The sequence below is a fragment of the Arthrobacter sp. Bi26 genome, from assembly GCF_918697925.1.
Lineage (GTDB): Bacteria > Actinomycetota > Actinomycetes > Actinomycetales > Micrococcaceae > Arthrobacter.
In genome coordinates this window covers 45,220-61,765 of record NZ_CAKKMF010000010.1, presented here as the reverse complement: position 1 = coordinate 61,765, position 16,546 = coordinate 45,220, and the positions used below count along the sequence as shown (strand labels likewise).

Sequence of the window (16,546 nt, the reverse complement as noted above, 5' to 3'; positions counted from 1 at the left end):
ACTGTTCGCCAAGGCAACGGGAACCAACTGAGAGACCCGCACATGAATAACAGCACATCGCCGCTTTCCCACGTCTTTATTTCCCAAGCTCACTTGGTAAGTTACGGCGGTTCGGAAATGGTCACTTTGGAGCTCGCGGAGCATTTTGCTGCTGCGGGCTCCAAGGTAACCATCGGAACATGGAGCGCTGGCAGGCCGGTACTGTCGCATTTGACCGACCGCGCCAATATTTCCTACTTCGACATCGACGACGACCAGCTTTCAAAGGTGCTAGAGAGCGATCCGCCGCAACTGGCATGGATCCATCACCAGATCGTCCCTCAGTGGCTCCTCCAGAATCCGGGCGTGACGGCGTTTGTGTTCAATCACATGTCGTCTGCCCACCCTCTGGAATCGTCGTGGTCAGCAGTCGTGGAGGCCAAGCTTGCGGGCTTGCACGTCTACAACTCTGCAGAGACCTTGGAGGCGCATCTCGCAGACGGGGCGGCAGAGGCGTTTGACCCGGCCCGGATGAAGGTATTTGCCAACCCCGCCCCTGATGCCTTCGGAGCGGCGGGCAAGCCGAGCCGGGGCAGGAAGCAGTTGATCGGCGTCGTTTCTAACCATGTCCCTGGCGAGCTGGGTAAGGTGCTGGAAGACCCGCCGGCCGGAGTGGATTTTTTGCCCATTGGCAGTGGCGATGTGGCCAACTCGGTCGCCGCCCGCGTCACGCCCGAGACGCTTGCTGCGCTGGACGGGGTGGTGACAATTGGCAAGACGGTACAGTACGCGATGCTGGCCGGTGTGCCGGTATATTGCTACGACAAGTTCGGTGGCCCTGGCTGGCTGGATGCTGAAAACTTTGCCGTGGCGGAATTCCATAACTTTTCGGGCAGGGGCTTCGCAGTCAAGAGTCCGGAAGATATCGCAACCGAACTGGCCAGCGGCATTGAAGCAGCGACCGACTTTGCGGTCGAGTTGAAGTCCGGGGACCTGTCGAGATTCACGCTGTCGACTGCTCTTCAGGAAGTGTTGTTGACATTGGACGAACGCCCGGCGGCGCCTTCGACGCTGGAAGGAGCAGAGGCGAGTGCGCATTCGCGGCAGCAGAACCTGGTCGGACACTACGTGCGGAACTGGCTCCGGGCAACCCAACGACTTGCCGGAAGCCAGAAGTAAGCCCTGGGGCAGCACGAGAGGACTTACGTCTTTCGCGACGGTAACCGAAGACCCCGGCAGACTGAATCTGCCGGGGTCTTCGGTTATGCCGCTAGCTCGTGCCTGGGATCCTCGGTGGCCGTACCAGGAACCGCTCGATTGACTGCGCGATGACATAGTCAGGACGGACGTCCCGCACGTAGTCCATGTCGACGGTGTTTTCCCACTTCAGGTGGTATTCGCTGAAGAGACGGGCGAACCACCAGCTCAACCGGGTTGGGCTCGTCACGCTACCGAAGAATGAGTTGCCAAAGACAACCACCTTTTTCTTGATCGGCGCGCTCTCGTTAGTCCAGACGTTGTGCGAGCCGACGAAATTTCCCGGACTATGAGAGAACGCGAGTTCGATTTCTGGATCACCCAGTGTTCCAGGGGCAGGAATTTGCTGCTTGTCCCAGAGCGGGATATCGAAGAACTTCGGCGCCAGATCGCCGTTGCGGTATATGGTTCCCGTCAGTTCGACTCCGTCAAGAATGGCTGGATCGCAGCCGGGGAGCCGATCCAGAAGTGCACGTGCCATTGCCAACGTGCCGGCCGGGGAACAATGAGTGTCGTTCCGCTGCCAAGCTCCGATATCACCCGACCAGCCCTCGAACATGCTCAGGAAACTCACGTAGTTGGGCTCATTCGCCATGAGTTCATCGAGGCGACGGTACAGCGGGGTCGGGCCAGTTATTGCCAGCGGGGCGAGGTGCCGCAGGGCCGTCAACTTCTCGGGTATGACGACCTGAAGGAACGGGATTCCCAGATCGTCCAGCACCTCGCTGTTGGTGCGGATCGCCGAGGCCCACATAGTGGCCCTTTTTTCCAGCAGGGCCTCCTCCGCCGCGTCTTCGGGCGCCCTGTACTGGTCTCGCAGCGCGTTGCTGCCGCCCGTCAGGAATAGGTGGCCGTCCTTGCCAATCTGTCCGACGTCGTCACTGGACCGCAACCCGACCGGAAATCCAAGGTAGGAGAGTTCGCCTGCCTCCGACGACTCCCTCACTTCCGCGAAGTGCTTTGAGAGCTTGAGTTCGTTGACTTCGAGGGCATCAAGTATCACCTCGCGCGCACCCCTGACGTTGGCGGCCGAGGCCCGGACGAAATCTGCCAGCATCTGGTGGTAGGCGCTGCCACCCAGCGGAATGAAACTCCTCACGCCGTCGGCCACCGCAGCTACTTGGTGAGCCTTCGCCAGGACGTTCTGACTCTGGACAGGTGTCTCGAGAGTCAGGGTGAAGGACTTGTTGGCCAGCCCCAGAGCGGAACGGACGTCCGCGCGTTCGGCACCGAAGACAGCTTTTCCAACCTGTTCGCCGTCGAGATCGAGCCAGAGATCCGGGTCTTCACCGCCCTCTCCTACTTGAACCCAGCCAGTGAGCGACCGCTTGTTCGGTGAGATTGAATCGACGTAGCCTTTGAGCATTTTTCCCTCATCACTGTTTTCTGGACTCGATTCTTCCACACCAAGGGCGCGCTACTCGCCGGGTGTCGCGGGCCGTGGTCGAGGCCAGTATGCCTTCAGATGCTGGGCCTCCAGGGCCTTCCCGGCTGTCCCCGCCGGGAGCGTACGCAGCATGTCCGCCGCCAGCGTAGGATATGCGATGAGATCACGCCGACACTCTGATGGGTCAATTCCGTCAAGAACTCCGATTGGGTGCTCCGCCACCGCTAGATCGCGGGGAGATTATGATGACCGCACTCAGCGCAGAGTGCCGGTTGACACTCCACCGAACGGCGGTCGGCAAACAATGTCCGCCCACGCGCGAAGAGTTAGGGAAGGAACTGCACATGGACGGGATTTCGTTCCTGGGGCTGATGCGCCAGAGGTTCAACCAGCGAAACGATCCTGGGCTGGATCCCGTACCGTGGGAACTGGACGACAAGGAAACGGCCTACAAGTACGTTGAGCAGGCCGGATATGCCGTCCCGCGGTATGCGCGGACAAGCAGCGCGGCCGAGGCCTTGGCAGCGGGGGAGCTGTTCGGGGACAGGCTCGTGATCAAGCAGCCGAACCGCCATTCGGCTTCCGGTGTCTACGTGCTTGAGAAGCTCGGCGAAGGCTCCTACCTCGACCTGTTGAGGATGAAGGTCCTCGCTGCCGCCGACATCAAGGCAGTGGGTGCCGCGCCTGATTACTGGCTCGCTGAGGAATGCATTCCGTCATTGCCGGCAGGCAAGCCCGTTCCGTTGGACTATAAGATCTATGCCTTCCGGGGACAGGTCAGCCACATCACCCAAATCGACCGGAATGTGTCCCCGCCGCGGGTTGCCCTGTTCGACGGGGCATTTATCCCGCTCGAGCTCGGGAAGGACTATTCGATTGATGAGAATCGATGGCTGCCGGAGCAGCACGTCCTCCCACGGTTCGCGGGGGCGATGCTGGAAATGGCGTCGACATTGTCGCTGAACCTCGAAACCCGGTTTGTTAAGGTGGATTGTTACGACGGGCCCAACGGTCCCGTCTTCGGCGAGTTCACCTTCGCCTCCGGCGGCGACGACACAGGCATGCTCCGCTACAGCGAACGCATCATCCGGGCCCTCGATGCTGCCATGTTGACTGGTCGTGCTGCAGCCTTGTCCGGGTTTGATATCGACCTCGACAAGTTCCGGCAGGATCTGTCGCCGAACGCGACGATAGTGGCCGACGAGCACCTCGTGGCGAGGCTCTCCGGCGGCGCGTCACAGGGCGATGCCCGCTATGCACAACTCCTGCCCGCTCTGCTGGTGCAGGATTCTACAAAGGCCGTCTTTAGCCTGGCGGCCTACGTCATCGGCCACCTCAGCGGCGATGGCAGCCAGGCATTTAACATTCAGGCCGCCGTCCGACGCGGCGGTAAGCACTTCTATGGAACGCGGCGATTGGCTGAGTTTGAGGAAGCCGCAACCGCCTTCCATGATGAGCGATCAGCGGGCAACCCGTGGCACACCTCGCGGGCGGCGGAGGTGCGGTTGAGTTCGGGTGACCAGTCCGCGCTGGAAACTCTCAAGGCCTTGGCAGACGGAGGTTACGAACATGCCCGGCGGGTTGTGGCCGGATATGAGGCGGCGCACGCGTCAGCCTAGATGTACACAGTCAGTAGTTTGGTTGCACCTGCTGATTTGTGGGTTGCCTCCGAGGCTGCTGTGGGGCCGGTGGATGTGGTAGACGTCTAGCCATGGCTGCAGGGCATCAGCGCGGGCCTGATTGGATGTGAACGGCTGCCGGTAGGCCCAGCCTTCCGGCTTGGGCGGGGCTGGGCTGGGCTGCGCACCTGGCGATCCTGGCGATGACTAGTTTGTGTTGCACTGCTCGGTACTTGAGGAGAGGGACCGACCGCCGCTTGATGGACTCCCGACTCAGACCCATTAATCTTGGTGGAATCCTCTCGATCAGCACGGCCGTACCGCCGGCCTCGAACTGTGCGTCGGATTCTACGAAATCGAGCCGATTCCTTCACTGCGGCTCCTTCATCCTGGTCATACTGGATTTGAGCCGTCGTCCTGGTTCTAAACGCATCGCGCTCCGTGTGGCCGCTCACCCCTCTGCTTCGCAGCCTCGGACATTAATAGGGCGATTCAGCCTATCTCAACGAATCGATTGCCCATCACGGCGCCAGGAAGCCCTTCACACCGGTCGCTGCAAAGCGGGCGCGCGACGACGCACGGGTGCTGCAGCCCGAGGCGACGGCGAAAGTACGGAAGCCACTTGAGTTGTTCTATGCTGTTGGGGGCCTCGACCGCGCACACCCTCAGAAGCGAGGGCGACTGTCGTTGATCTTATTCAGCATCTGCCTGGATCACTATCGAGTGGAGTTTAGAATGGCGGATTTTCGCCTTGAGTTTTGGCCGGCGAGAAGCCGCCAGGCTCCCATTGCCTTCCTTACGATGGCACGGGATGAGACCATCCTGCTTGAGGCGTGGGTAAAAAACGGGCTTCGCATCTGTCCAGAAGCGGCCTTTTACGTGATCGACCACGCCTCCAGCCCATCGCTGTCGGAGTCTCTGGCCAATAGCCCCGGCTACAACGGTGTAAACCTCAATTTTGTCAGTATCCCCCCAGTGCCCTTTGACGACGACTTCAAGGCGATGGCGATGTCCGGCTTTGCCAAGATGTTGTTGCACTGCTATGACATCGTCGTAGCAACGGACTGCGACGAATTGCTCGTCGGCTTGGGGATCGGCGCCGATGAAGTGTTGCCCAAGCTGCAGTCCTTGGACGGGATAACCGCGCCAATCGGCTTCGAAATTGTCCAGCACACGGAGAAAGAGGCGCCTTTTGATCCGTCTCAGGACATTGAATTGCAGCGCGGCTACGGATTCTTCGCCTCCGGGTACACAAAGCCCGTAATCTGGAAGGCCCGCAGTGAATTCGGTGCTGGGCTGCACCGATCTCGCGAGGACTTTGCGTACGAGACGTCTTTGGGTTTGCTCCATCTGAGAAGTGTGGATCAAGAAATGTCCTTGGAGAGGGCCGCGCAGAGGCGTCAATACGAGCTCTCCGTGGGACAGGTGGATCAGGGGCGCGGCGGTAATTGGTTGAATCCTCAGGAGAAAAAGGCTGATTTCTTCGCAGGGCTCCGTTCCGTCGACGTGATTCCGACTTTCAACGATCTGCTAGAGGGCTTCTACGGCGAACTTACCGAGACCCACCACAAGAATGGCGGTGGGTTCTGGGGTCACAACATCAACAGAAGATCGAACTATTGCGACATAAGTAGCGTCCTCTACGTATAGCCTCTGGGCTCAGCACATCAGAGCAAGCTGATTAGGGCCCGAAGTCCATCGTTCCGTGATTGGTCGTTCCGTGATGATCCAGCGGCACCGTGGACGTGGATTGACGTCCTGTCGGGCTTGGGAGCCGCTAAGCGGACCAGCGCTTCCACCGCCCAGCCCGGCGCCGCTCGTCGTCAGCAGGCCTTGCTCTGTCGTCGGAAAGTCAATGTCCGCGGCCATTTGGGAATCGAGACCCGCGAGCATCATGCGTCAGTACTCAAGACATCCGGCCTTCAAGTGCGCGACACCAGTTGTAGAGGGATGACGTTGGTCACGGTGGCGAACTGAAATCGGATATCGCGAGCAACAGTTATATAGTGGACGCGTTTGGTTGCGCTGTTTGGCGCCCAAGGCAAAGAAATCAACTGCGGCTACTGGGGGACTAGTGACACTACGACTAACCGTGATCGGTACGGGATACCTCGGCGCGACCCATGCGGCATGCATGGCGGAACTCGGATTCGAAGTTCTGGGTGTCGACGTCGACAAAGAGAAGATCGATAGCCTCAGCCGAGGCGAACTACCCATCCACGAACCTGGCCTGCCCGAACTGCTGCGCAAGCACACAGAATCCGGCCGCCTGCGCTTCACTACCTCGTTCGAAGAAGCCGGCGCCTTCGGTGACGTGCACTTCATTGCCGTCGGTACCCCTCAGCGGGCCGGCGAGCACGCTGCCGACATGACCTACGTTGACGCGTCCGTGACAGCGATTGCACGTGCCGCCACGAAGGACTCCCTGATCGTCGGCAAGTCCACCGTTCCGGTTGGCTCAGCACGTCGCCTGAAGGGCCTCGTCGCCGAAGAATCGCGCGACGGCGTTCAGGTCAACTTCGCCTGGAACCCCGAGTTCCTGCGGGAAGGCTTCGCCGTGGAGGACACCCTGCGTCCGGACCGCCTGGTTATCGGCTCTGACTCCGACGCTGCCGAGACCACCCTGCGTGAGGTCTACGCCGACGCCATCAGCCGCGACACCCCGTTCATCGCCACGGACTTCGAGACGGCGGAACTGGTCAAGGTCGCTGCAAACGCGTTCCTTGCGACCAAGATCTCCTTCATCAACGCCTTCTCCGAGGTCACCGAGACCGTTGGCGGCAACATCCGCACCCTGGCGGATGCTATCGGCCTCGACGCCCGGATCGGCCGCCGCTTCCTCAACGCCGGCATCGGCTTCGGCGGCGGCTGCCTGCCCAAGGACATCCGCGCGCTCCAGGCCCGGGTCTCCGAGCTCGGCCTGGACAGCACCATGCGGTTCCTGAACGAAATCGACGAAGTAAACCTCCGCCGTCGTGACCGTGCGGTCCACGTTGCCGAAACGTTGCTCGGCTCGCTCGAGGGCAAGCGCATTGCCGTCCTCGGCGTCGCGTTCAAGCCCAACAGCGACGACGTCCGCGATTCACCGGCCCTCGACGTGGCGGCCAGGCTCTTCAACAGCGGAGCGGACGTCAGCGTCTACGACCCCGCTGCGAACGCCAACGCCGGCAAACGGTACCCGCGCCTGAACTACGTCGATTCGCTCGCCACGGCAGCGGCTGACGCCGACCTGGTCATGGTGCTGACGGAATGGACCGAGTTCGTGAACGTCGATCCTGCGGAACTCTCTGCTGCGGTTTCGCGCAAGCGCATTTTCGACGGACGCAACGTCCTGGACCACGACAAGTGGAGCGCTGCCGGCTGGGACATCGTCTCGCTCGGCCACAAGAGCGAACTGCTGGACCTGGCCGCTTCCGCCAACTGATTTATGTAGGTTCGGTTGTCAAGAGGCATAGATGAACGGCTCCTGGAGTTTTGGTTCCGGGGGACGTTCGTCTATGCCCGCCGGTCGCGGTGACGGGGGTGTTGGCGAGTCTTTTTGGTGACTGCAGTGTCAAGGCTCCCACGAAAATTAAGGTGACCGCGGATGGTGTGCGACGGCGTGGGCGAGTATGTATCGGGCCGCCCAAGGGGTCGGTCAGGCGGTTTGTTGTGTGGGTTCGATGGTGACCGTGAAACCCATGGATTCGAGCTGGCTGCGCGTGCCCGCGTTTTGGCCGGTTGCAGGCGGGTGTAGTAGTCGGGTCCGGGGCCCTGTAGAGTTCCCCGGTCCTGAGCATGTTCCAGACCGCGGTAAGTATTGCATGTTCGACGGCTACAAGGGCTTTCATGGGTCCCCGTCTGGCCGCGAGGCGCCGGTATTTGGCGCCGAAGTACACCGGCAGGTCCCGGGCCGAAGGGTGCCAGGACTGCTTCAGTCCAGGCTCTGAGCTGTTCTATGGCCAGGGTGTGTCCGTCAATGATGTTCAGGTGCAGTCCGGCCAGGAACGCATGGTGGGCGTTGAATCTTCCGTTGAGTGCTTCGGTCAGGGCGGGAATCTTCGTTCGCAGGCTGTAGACGGCAAGATCGGCCAGTACGGCCGGATCCCCTGGCCCTCAATGAGGGTCCCCAGCATCGCCCTGGAGGAGACACCTGTCAGATCCGTGGCCACGGAACACAGCTTGATCCCGGCGTCTTCCAGCAGCTTCTCCAGGCGCTGGATCTCACTGCCGCGCTGCCGGATGGACATCGTGCGCGTGCGTGTCAGGTCCCGGAGCTGACGGACGGGCTCGGGCGGCACGAACGAGGCACGCACGAGTCCGAACGCGCCGAGCTGGGCCAGCCACGCCGCGTCCGAGACGTCGGTCTTGCGCCCGGGCATGTTCCTTACCTGTTGGGCGTTCGTAAGCATCACGTTCAGCCCGTCCTCCAGCAGGAAATAGAACTGCTTCCAATAGTCGCTGGTGGCTTCCATCACCACCAGCGTCACTTGCTCACACAGCAGATGCCCGCGCAAGGCCAGAACCTCGTTTTTGGTCGACGCCCATCTGGTCACCGTCGAGATGTATTGACCTCGGCGGCGGCCGCCCTCCGAAGATCAGGCCGACCACCAATGCAATGACTAGCAGGGCATATAGGTGCCGGTGGTTTCCGTCACCGATCTAGACTCAGGGACACCGCAGAAAGGAACTAATCGGCGACTCGACCGTCAACCGCGGACAGGGCAGGGTGTTTTAGGGCTAGGGTTAAGGGTTCTGCGTCTTTGCAGGTTCGGGTGGTGCGCCGCCCATTGACGGAATGGGGATCCGTAATGAGGAATTTGGCGAGCGGGATTCGAGGGCTGCTGGTCGGCCTGGCGGTTACTGCCCTGATGCTCGCGGGCGTGGCGCCTGCGCGGGCAGCGGAGACGCTCACCGTCCTGCATGTGTTCCTGGCGGCGGGGCAGTCGAATATGTCCGGGCGGGGCCTGCCCGCCGGTAGCACGGATGACCCCGCGGACCCTCGGATTTTTGAGTTTGGCGCGAGTGACCGCGAGCTTCAGAAGGCGGGTGTGCCCCTGGACATGCACGACATCGCGACCGGGCTTTCGCCGGCCACAACTCTTGCCCGTGAGTACTTGAAGACCCAGCCCGGCAACGTCGGGGTGCTGCTCATCCCGGCGGCGCACGGCGGCACGGGATTCACCACTGCCGCGTCCACCCTCACGTGGATTCCCGGCGCGGCCTCCGCCCCGGAACTCGATCTTTCCGCGCTGGCGGTAAAACAGACCCTCGAAGGCATCGCGGCGGCCAAGGCGTCCGGTCGTACGGTTGAGCTCAAGGGCGTCCTCTGGCACCAGGGGGAAAACAACGCGACGCTGACCACTTCCGGCTACAATGCCAGGCTGGATACAGTCATTGCTTACTTCCGGTCCCAGTTGGCGGTCCCGAACCTCCCCGTCGTGGTGGGGCAAATGGCACCTGAGGGAATCGCAGCAGATCCGGTCCGGCTCAACGTCGACAGATCGCACCGGGAAACCCCGTCGCGGGTTCCGTACACCGGATTTGCCGCGGCCATGGCTGGCGGCACGAATACTGGCGACATAATCCACTTTTCCCGGACCGGCGTCGAATTCCTGGGCAAAAACTACCTATCCGGATACCAGCAGGCCACCGCCGCCGCCGTCGTCGACAACGGCTCCCTGAACGCTCAGATGCCGTCGATCCAAGGTTCGGCGAAGGTCGGGGCCATTCTGACAGCGGTGCCTGGCGGCTGGCGCCCGGCGCCGGTGACCCTGGCGTACCAGTGGTACCGCTCGGGGACCGCGATTAGCGGCGCCATCGGCGCCGCCTACACTCCTGTCGCCGGTGATCTGGGTGCGACGATCACCGTGAAGGTCACCGGTTCCAAGTCCGGCTACCCGACGGTCTCCAAGACATCTGCCGCCACGGCTTCGATCGTCAAGGGCACCCTCGCGGCTCCCACGCCGACGATTGCCGGCACCCGGAAGGTCGGGTCCACCCTGACCGCCGTGCCCGGAACCTGGGGCCCGGCGCCGGTGACCTTGACTTACAAGTGGTACCGGTCCGGTACGTTGATCAGCGATGCCAGCAGTGCCACGTACAAGCTGCGCTCCGGTGATGCGGGCAGGACCATCACCGTGAAGGTCACTGGCTCCAAGACTGCCTTCAACACGGCCTCCAAGACGTCCCCCGCCACCGCTACCATCGCCAAGGGCACTCTCGCCACGCCGATTCCCAAGATCACGGGCACCGCGGCGCTAGGGTCCACCCTGACGGCCGTGCCCGGCGCCTGGGGACCTGCGCCGGTGACGCTGACGTACCGTTGGTACCGCTCGCACGTTCTGATCAGTGATGCCACAGCTTCCACCTATAAGGTCCGCACTGGTGACGCGGGGAGGACCATCACCGTCAAGGTCACAGGCTCCAAGACCGGCTACTCCACGGTCACCAAAGAGTCCACTGGCACTAAAGTGGCGGGGTAGCGCGCGGCCGTACGCCGCTTCGCGTTTTCAGATCAACGAACCAGGGAAACAACCATGAAGGTTTCACTACTCACTGCTGTAGCATTAATCGGCCTCTTTGGGCTTACTGGATGCACCGGTCAGTCTCAGGGCACCAATTCGGCCCCGGAAAGCCCGGCTGCCACGACGGCGTCAGCGCCGCCGCCGGGGACCGCGGCCGAATCCACGGACTCGGCCGTGGTCCCGGACGCGGCGCTGCCTCCGGGGCAACTGCCGCCGACCGCCATTCCCAACCAACTCGCCGAGGGCAAGGTCCACTTCACCGGAGACTACACGAAGGCGACGCCCGCGGACTCAGCGAAGATTATCGAGCTTGCAAAGCAGTGGCATTCCGCTGACAAGGAAGCCCTGTTCCACGAGAAAATGGACGGCTCGGGCCTGAGCTCTAACGTCCCTCCCGAGCAGGCCGAGACGTTCTACGGTCGGGCTGCGGAGGCTTGCCAGCGGCGCTTCGACGGCTACAAGCCCCCGCTCGAGGGGTCTTCGCTTGAAATCGAGAACCTTGCCCTGAGCATCTACTGTCCCGCGTTGGGTAACACCTCATCCATTGCTGGCTAGCTGGTCAGCTGTTGCCCGTAGCGACGGGGATCGGGACGTTCCGGCCACTGACCACTATCCCGCCGGCGGCGGGAATGTTCACTGTCGGCAGGCCCGCGGCCCCTGGGCGGTTTCTAGGGGTCCTCCGTGATGGCACGGGGAATCTGGGGTGCGCGGTGAGCAGTTCCGGCCTGTTCGACGTCGGCGTCGTAGGTGAACTGCAGTGCCGGTTCGTCAAAGTGCTGGCGGGCGTGCGCGAGGTCCCCGGCCGTGCCGGAGCGCAGCCGTGACAGGTCCCGCAGTGCTTCTTCGTCCGGATCCGGGATGCGGACCTCGGTGACCGAGCCGACCGCGAGCATTTCGGCCAACACGCGGGCGTCGCGGCGGTCGGTTTTCACGCGGTCCCCGGGGCAGCAGTTTCGAGGACGCCGCAACGACGCAGTTGATGCCCGCAGCACGCAGATACCGGGCCAGAACGAACCCAGTAGGGCCCTGATTCGACCTCCCAAACCTCACATGTGACACTGCCATCGCACCCCCGAGAAGGCGTCAGGCCAAGGGAGCTGCTAATGGCAACCCACGGACGCTGTGAAACAGATGGCCCCGGCTCCTTAGGCTCCTGCCCTTGCCTGCCTGTCCGGATAAGGACATCATCGACCGGGTTCAGGCCCGCCAACGCCGCCCCCGGCCGGAGGCACCGGATTACACCAAGCCGGCGCTGCAGGAGCGCCCCCGCGATAACGGCCGGCCAGTGCCTTCGAAGCAGTCTGCCCGTATATTTCCACCGCACGGCAACTTCGAACATGAGGGAGGCCCTACCGGATAAATCTCCGGTGGGGCCTCCTTGGCTAGAGCAGCCGCTCCAAGGTCCGCAAGGCCCGGAACGCTGTTGGGAGGCTCTACAGAGCCTTACAGCGCCGCGTAGAGGCGTCCGGTGCTGGTGAGGGTGCCGTTCGCGTTGAACAGGGTGGAGCATCCCATCTTGATGTCGCCTGCTGGGCGGGTCTTCCAGGCAAAGCGTTCCACGAAGGGGAGCGCACGCATTCCGGCTACGGTGGCCCGCATGAAGTCCTCTGTCTGGGCGCGGGAGTACTTGCAGGGCCTGGACGCGGTGGCGTCCCAGTCCGCCACCGCGTATTCGGTGACCCAGATCGGCTTCCCGTACTTCTCGTGCATCATGGTGAGCTTGTTCAGGAAGTCGTCCGCCCGGGGCCAGGCATAGATGTGGGTGGTCATGAAGTCTACGCGGAGGCCTCTCGTCTTTGCCTTCGCCATGAAAGCCGCCAACCAGGTGCTGCTCGGACTGGTCGTGGCAGGGGAGCCGAGCCGTAGGCCCGTTGCCTGAAGCTTGGGCCAAAGGCTGATGGCCTGGTCCACGCTCATGTTCGCCTGTGCCACGACGTCGGGTTCGTTGAAGCCGAGCAGGTGCGTGGCCTTCGTTTCGGCCAACTGGCGTGTGACATAGCCAAGGGCGTCCTGCTCCAGCATCGTCTTGGCGCTCTTGATCATGGGCACGAAGGCAGGGGTGGTGGTCACGTTAGGGTGCGAACCCCAGGTGTAGTGCCATTTCAGGTTGAGGCTCTTGATTTGCTGGAGCGCCAAAGCGTCCTTGCCGCCATGCCCGAAACCCTTCAAGGTGTTGGCGGGCGTGGTGATGGAAGGGACGCTCACAACCGCTTCGGCGGTTGCCGCGTTGGCAGCCAGCAGAGCCCCCGGGGCGGCCATAGCTGCCAAGGGCATGGTAAGAAACTTACGGCGTTCCATGAGTCGCTCTCGGTAGGGACCAGATTGTTAGCCGGCACCACGGGCGACGTGCATCAACTCCCCCGGCACTCAAGCTCGAGCAAACCTAGCACGGAAAACACACAGGAAACTCCCGGGTAAGCGCAGGAAAAACGCAAGGTTTTCTCAGTGGACGGTGAGCCTCACCACGGCGTCGGATGTTGGCGTCCCGGGCGCGGCGCGCCCCCTACAGGGACTTGTAGAGCTCGCCTGTGGGGGAGAGCGATCCGTCCTTGCGGAACAGGGCCGAGGCGCCCATGATGGGGTCCCCTTCGGCCCGGGTCTTCCAGGCAAAGCGCTCCACGAACGGCATCTGGCGGAGCCCTGCGGCCGTTTCGCTCATGAACGCCATGATCTCTTTTTCGGTGTAGCGCGTGGGCGACTTTTCGGAGGCTTTCCAGTCCGCGACGGCGTATTCGGTGATCCAGATGGGCTTTTCGTACCGGTCGTAGAGCTCCTGGACGCTGTTCAGGAAGGACTCGGAGTCCGGGGAAGGGTAGGAGTGCATAGTGATGAAGTCCACCCTGAGATCCTTCGAGGACGCTTCATCCATGAACTCCTTGAGCCAGTCGCCCAGTGCCTGAACGGGCGCCGGCGAGCCCAGCCGCAGCCCGGATGCCTCGAGCTCGGGCCAATACTTGATGGCCGAGGACACTTTCATGTCTGCCTGCTCGGGATGGTCGGGCTCATTGAAGCCAAGCAGTTCCGCGGCCCGGGTCAGCTCGAGTTCGTACTGTACCTCTGCGACCGCGTTCTGGCGGACACTTTCCTTGCCCCAGATCATCGGCACAAAATCCTGCGTGGGGCGGGCTGCGGGATATGAGGCGCCCCATGTGTAGAACCAGTTCACATCCAAGGCGTCGAGCTGCTGGATGCCGTACTTCTTGCCCACGGCAAGGCCCACGCCCTTGCGGGCCCCCGCCGGCGTGGGACGGCTGCTGGTTGGTGGCTGGCTGGTGATTGGTGGCTGGCCGACGTCGTTAGGTTCCGGCGTACAAGAGGCCAGCGTGGCGGCGGCAGAGGCCGCCAACGACAGTCGGAAGAAGTCCCTGCGGTCCATGCTCACGTCCACTTTCACTTTTCTCTCGGCTGCGCGCGGGGGTGAGCACTCCCTCCCCGGGAGCTTCATTGTTTCACGATTTGGCCACCGCCTACGCCCCGCTGAACTCCGCCGTCCGGTAGCCGACGCCGAGCAGCTCTTCGATGGCTGCCACCGTCCGGGGGGCGGCCTTGCCGTCGCCGTAGGGATTCACTGCGTTTGCCATGGACGCGAAGTGCGAGGAATCGTGCAGGAGGCGGGTCACCTCGGCAACAATCCGCTCTTCGTCGGTGCCGATCAGCTTCACGGTGCCGGCTTCAAGGGCCTCGGGCCGTTCCGTGTTCTCCCGCATCACCAGGACCGGCTTGCCGAGGCTGGGGGCCTCCTCCTGCACTCCGCCGGAGTCCGTCAGGACGATGTGCGCCTGCGAAAGCATCCGGGTGAATTCGCCGTAGGCCAGCGGCTCCGTCACCAGCACGTTGGGCTTGCCCTCCAGCGCGGGAAGCACTGCCTCACGCACCACGGGATTCTTGTGGGCGGGCAGCACGATCACGAGGTCCGGTTCGGCGTCGGCGATCCGCGCGAGCGCCCGTCCCACCCTGCGCATGGATTCGCCCTGGTTTTCGCGCCGGTGCGTGGTGACCAGCAGGACCCGGCGGTCGCTGGCGGCCAGCGCTTCCAGCCGGGGGTCCGTGAAGGGAAGCCGCTTGTCCACGGTGGCGAGGAGGGCATCAATTACTGTGTTCCCAGTCACCACGATGTCCTGCGGGCTGATGCCTTCCCGCAGCAGGTTTTCCCGGCTGGTGGAGGTCGGTGCCAGGTGCAGGCGGGTGATCTGGCTTGTGATCTTACGGTTGGCTTCCTCGGGGAACGGCGAGAGCAGGTCACCGCTGCGCAGCCCGGCCTCGACGTGCACCACCGGGATGCCGTGGTAGAACGCCGCGATGGCGGCGGCCGTGGAGGTGGTGGTATCGCCCTGGACCACGACGGCGTCCGGACGGGTGACAGCGAAGAGTTTTTCGAGCCCGTCAATGGTCCGCGTCATGATGGCCGACAGGGATTGCCCCTGCTGCAGGATGTTGAGGTCATGGTCCGGAACAATGCCGAACAGTTCGTTGACCTGGTCCAGCATTTCGCGGTGCTGCCCCGTGACCGTCACGATGCACCGGAAGAGCGGGGACTCCTGCAGCGCGCTGACGATCGGCGCCATCTTGATGGCTTCCGGTCTGGTTCCGAAGATCGGCATGATGCTGTGCATGGTTATTCCCCAAAGGTGTGCGAGCGGTTGGAAGAGTTAATGGCTCGGATTCAGCCGAGCAGCAGGGCCAGCACGATTGCCGGCACGGCGATGGCGACAAAGAGAACGAACAGGAGGGCCACCCGCCGTTTGCGCCGTTTCTGCATGTCACGGACGAGCTGCTGGGATTCTTTTTCCTGGATTGCGGCAGCCTGGCTTGCAGCGTCCTGGCCGTCGGCAGCCTGAGTTGCAGCGTCCTGGCCGTCGGCAGCCTGAGTTGCAGCGTCCTGGCCGTCGGCAGCCGGCGCCTCGGCCGGCGGATCCGTGAGCGGAAGCGGCTCCGCTCCGGGCACCAGGAGGGCGTCCGGGATCTCCGTGTGCATGCGCCGCCGGCGCAGGTGTCGTGGTGCGGCCACCAGCGTCGGAGGGCCGTCGGGAGAGTGTTCCAGCATGTCCTCCTCGCGTCGGTCAGATGCCCGAACCGGCTGACCAGTTCAACCGGATGAGGTTCAATTGTTACATTTCCGCTCACTGATTGACGCATTCGGGCCTGAGGGAAACGTCCAATAGGCCTCCGGTTTCGACCACAAACCGCCGGATCCATTGGCCTGGATCCAGGTCCGGATGCGAGGCAACCATCTGTACATCCGCCGTCGTGCACTGTCCGATCAGCCGCCCCGCACGGGTGATGTGGTAGCTGGAGGTCACAACCGTGACGGACTTCCAGCCGTTGGCCTCGATCAGCCGGGAGATAGCCCGCGCTTCCCCCCTCGTGTCCAGGTCCGGGGGCCGGAAGCAGATGACGGTTGGGTTCGGAAAGGCAGCTGAATTGCATGCCTCATCCGCCGCACGGTTGCCTAACGTGTCCGTGTGCGAGATCACCAGGACCGGAATGTGAGATTCGGACTGGATCTGACGGGCCACGGGAAGGCGTTCGGTGGCCGCGCCGCCCAGCATGATGATGGCGTCCGTCCGGTGCACGCTGAGCGGATCCACGTTGACGAAGAGTTGAACGGCGATGATGAGCCACAGCAGGAGGCCGCCGACGGCGAAGGCGAGCACCCTGCGGGTGGCGGTATTCACCGCGGCGACGGAAGAAGGCACGGCTTAGAGTTTGGCACGCGGTTTTCAGGTGGCGAAATGGTGTGTCGGTCCTGCGCAAAAACTTGGCAATAACAATGCGTGATGCAGTTGTGATTCAAGGGA

General features: G+C 62.7%; 13 protein-coding genes and 2 pseudogenes. 6 read left to right on the top strand and 9 right to left on the bottom strand.

Translation table 11 applies throughout. The features are described from left to right. Positions 1-42 precede the first annotated feature (42 nt). Positions 43-1,158 carry a hypothetical protein gene (locus LQV16_RS04305; protein ID WP_229992697.1) on the top strand — a complete coding sequence of 372 codons (1,116 nt, stop codon included), beginning with the start codon at positions 43-45 and terminating at the stop codon, positions 1,156-1,158. Between the two features lie 91 nt (positions 1,159-1,249). On the opposite strand, the gene LQV16_RS04300 is transcribed toward LQV16_RS04305, so the two are convergent. Further along, a complete protein-coding gene (locus LQV16_RS04300) occupies positions 1,250-2,602 on the bottom strand; it encodes a hypothetical protein (protein WP_229992696.1) in 1,353 nt (450 codons plus the stop codon). A gap of 266 nt (positions 2,603-2,868) precedes the next feature. Between LQV16_RS04300 and LQV16_RS04295 the strand changes: the two genes are divergently transcribed. Next, positions 2,869-4,242 (top strand): ATP-grasp fold amidoligase family protein, encoded by a 1,374-nt coding sequence (locus LQV16_RS04295; RefSeq protein WP_229992695.1) that lies wholly within the window; start codon positions 2,869-2,871, stop codon positions 4,240-4,242. Here the strand turns inward: LQV16_RS04295 and LQV16_RS04290 are convergent. Continuing rightward, a pseudogene (locus LQV16_RS04290) lies at positions 4,234-4,392 on the bottom strand (IS481 family transposase); the annotation flags it as partial. The gene LQV16_RS04295 and the pseudogene LQV16_RS04290 overlap by 9 nt on opposite strands. 585 nt (positions 4,393-4,977) lie before the next feature. Here LQV16_RS04290 and LQV16_RS04285 point away from each other — a divergent pair. Both LQV16_RS04285 and LQV16_RS04280 read left to right on the top strand, forming a co-directional pair. Then, positions 4,978-5,892, top strand: a complete 915-nt coding sequence (locus tag LQV16_RS04285; protein ID WP_229992694.1) for a hypothetical protein — start codon at positions 4,978-4,980, stop codon at positions 5,890-5,892. A gap of 424 nt (positions 5,893-6,316) precedes the next feature. After that, a complete protein-coding gene (locus tag LQV16_RS04280) occupies positions 6,317-7,666 on the top strand; it encodes a UDP-glucose/GDP-mannose dehydrogenase family protein (RefSeq protein WP_290369324.1) in 1,350 nt (449 codons plus the stop codon). A gap of 213 nt (positions 7,667-7,879) precedes the next feature. Here the strand turns inward: LQV16_RS04280 and LQV16_RS04275 are convergent. After that, positions 7,880-8,783 (bottom strand): annotated as a pseudogene (locus tag LQV16_RS04275) (transposase); the annotation flags it as partial. 249 nt (positions 8,784-9,032) lie between these two features. Between LQV16_RS04275 and LQV16_RS04270 the strand changes: the two are divergent. Both LQV16_RS04270 and LQV16_RS04265 read left to right on the top strand, forming a co-directional pair. After that, on the top strand, positions 9,033-10,706 hold the full coding sequence (locus LQV16_RS04270; RefSeq protein WP_229992693.1) for a sialate O-acetylesterase: 1,674 nt from the start codon (positions 9,033-9,035) through the stop codon (positions 10,704-10,706). 54 nt (positions 10,707-10,760) lie between these two features. Continuing rightward, positions 10,761-11,303: a hypothetical protein gene (locus tag LQV16_RS04265; RefSeq protein WP_229992692.1), complete on the top strand. Its 543-nt coding sequence runs from the start codon at positions 10,761-10,763 to the stop codon at positions 11,301-11,303. Positions 11,304-11,416: 113 nt separating this feature from the next. On the opposite strand, the gene LQV16_RS04260 is transcribed toward LQV16_RS04265, so the two are convergent. The 6 genes from LQV16_RS04260 to LQV16_RS04235 all read right to left on the bottom strand — a co-directional run bounded on the left by LQV16_RS04260 (position 11,417) and on the right by LQV16_RS04235 (position 16,444). Next, positions 11,417-11,680 carry a transposase gene (locus LQV16_RS04260; protein ID WP_229992691.1) on the bottom strand — a complete coding sequence of 88 codons (264 nt, stop codon included), beginning with the start codon at positions 11,678-11,680 and terminating at the stop codon, positions 11,417-11,419. A 511-nt stretch (positions 11,681-12,191) separates the two neighbouring features. Then, the gene (locus tag LQV16_RS04255) at positions 12,192-13,022 is read right to left on the bottom strand and encodes a glycosyl hydrolase (RefSeq protein ID WP_229992690.1); all 831 of its coding nucleotides are present in this window, start codon (positions 13,020-13,022) and stop codon (positions 12,192-12,194) included. Positions 13,023-13,251: 229 nt separating this feature from the next. Then, entirely contained in the window at positions 13,252-14,124 is an 873-nt protein-coding gene (locus LQV16_RS04250; protein ID WP_229992689.1) for a glycosyl hydrolase, read from the bottom strand. A 91-nt stretch (positions 14,125-14,215) separates the two neighbouring features. Then, the gene (gene wecB / locus LQV16_RS04245) at positions 14,216-15,361 is read right to left on the bottom strand and encodes a UDP-N-acetylglucosamine 2-epimerase (non-hydrolyzing) (RefSeq protein WP_229992688.1); all 1,146 of its coding nucleotides are present in this window, start codon (positions 15,359-15,361) and stop codon (positions 14,216-14,218) included. A 50-nt stretch (positions 15,362-15,411) separates the two neighbouring features. Then, a complete protein-coding gene (locus tag LQV16_RS04240; RefSeq protein ID WP_229992687.1) occupies positions 15,412-15,792 on the bottom strand; it encodes a hypothetical protein in 381 nt (126 codons plus the stop codon). 76 nt (positions 15,793-15,868) lie between these two features. Further along, complete coding sequence (locus LQV16_RS04235) at positions 15,869-16,444, bottom strand: YdcF family protein (protein ID WP_229992686.1); 576 nt, start codon at positions 16,442-16,444, stop codon at positions 15,869-15,871. Positions 16,445-16,546: the final 102 nt, after the last annotated feature.

Excerpts from the sequence above, each read along its gene's own strand:
- LQV16_RS04305 (WP_229992697.1), top strand. The coding sequence starts at position 43 with ATGAATAACAGCACATCGCCGCTTTCCCACGTCTTTATTTCCCAAGCT.
- LQV16_RS04300 (WP_229992696.1), bottom strand. The coding sequence starts at position 2,602 with ATGCTCAAAGGCTACGTCGATTCAATCTCACCGAACAAGCGGTCGCTC.
- LQV16_RS04295 (WP_229992695.1), top strand. The coding sequence starts at position 2,869 with ATGACCGCACTCAGCGCAGAGTGCCGGTTGACACTCCACCGAACGGCG.
- LQV16_RS04285 (WP_229992694.1), top strand. The coding sequence starts at position 4,978 with ATGGCGGATTTTCGCCTTGAGTTTTGGCCGGCGAGAAGCCGCCAGGCT.
- LQV16_RS04270 (WP_229992693.1), top strand. The coding sequence starts at position 9,033 with ATGAGGAATTTGGCGAGCGGGATTCGAGGGCTGCTGGTCGGCCTGGCG.
- LQV16_RS04265 (WP_229992692.1), top strand. The coding sequence starts at position 10,761 with ATGAAGGTTTCACTACTCACTGCTGTAGCATTAATCGGCCTCTTTGGG.
- LQV16_RS04255 (WP_229992690.1), bottom strand. The coding sequence starts at position 13,022 with ATGCCCTTGGCAGCTATGGCCGCCCCGGGGGCTCTGCTGGCTGCCAAC.
- LQV16_RS04250 (WP_229992689.1), bottom strand. The coding sequence starts at position 14,124 with ATGGACCGCAGGGACTTCTTCCGACTGTCGTTGGCGGCCTCTGCCGCC.
- wecB (WP_229992688.1), bottom strand. The coding sequence starts at position 15,361 with ATGCACAGCATCATGCCGATCTTCGGAACCAGACCGGAAGCCATCAAG.
- LQV16_RS04240 (WP_229992687.1), bottom strand. The coding sequence starts at position 15,792 with ATGCTGGAACACTCTCCCGACGGCCCTCCGACGCTGGTGGCCGCACCA.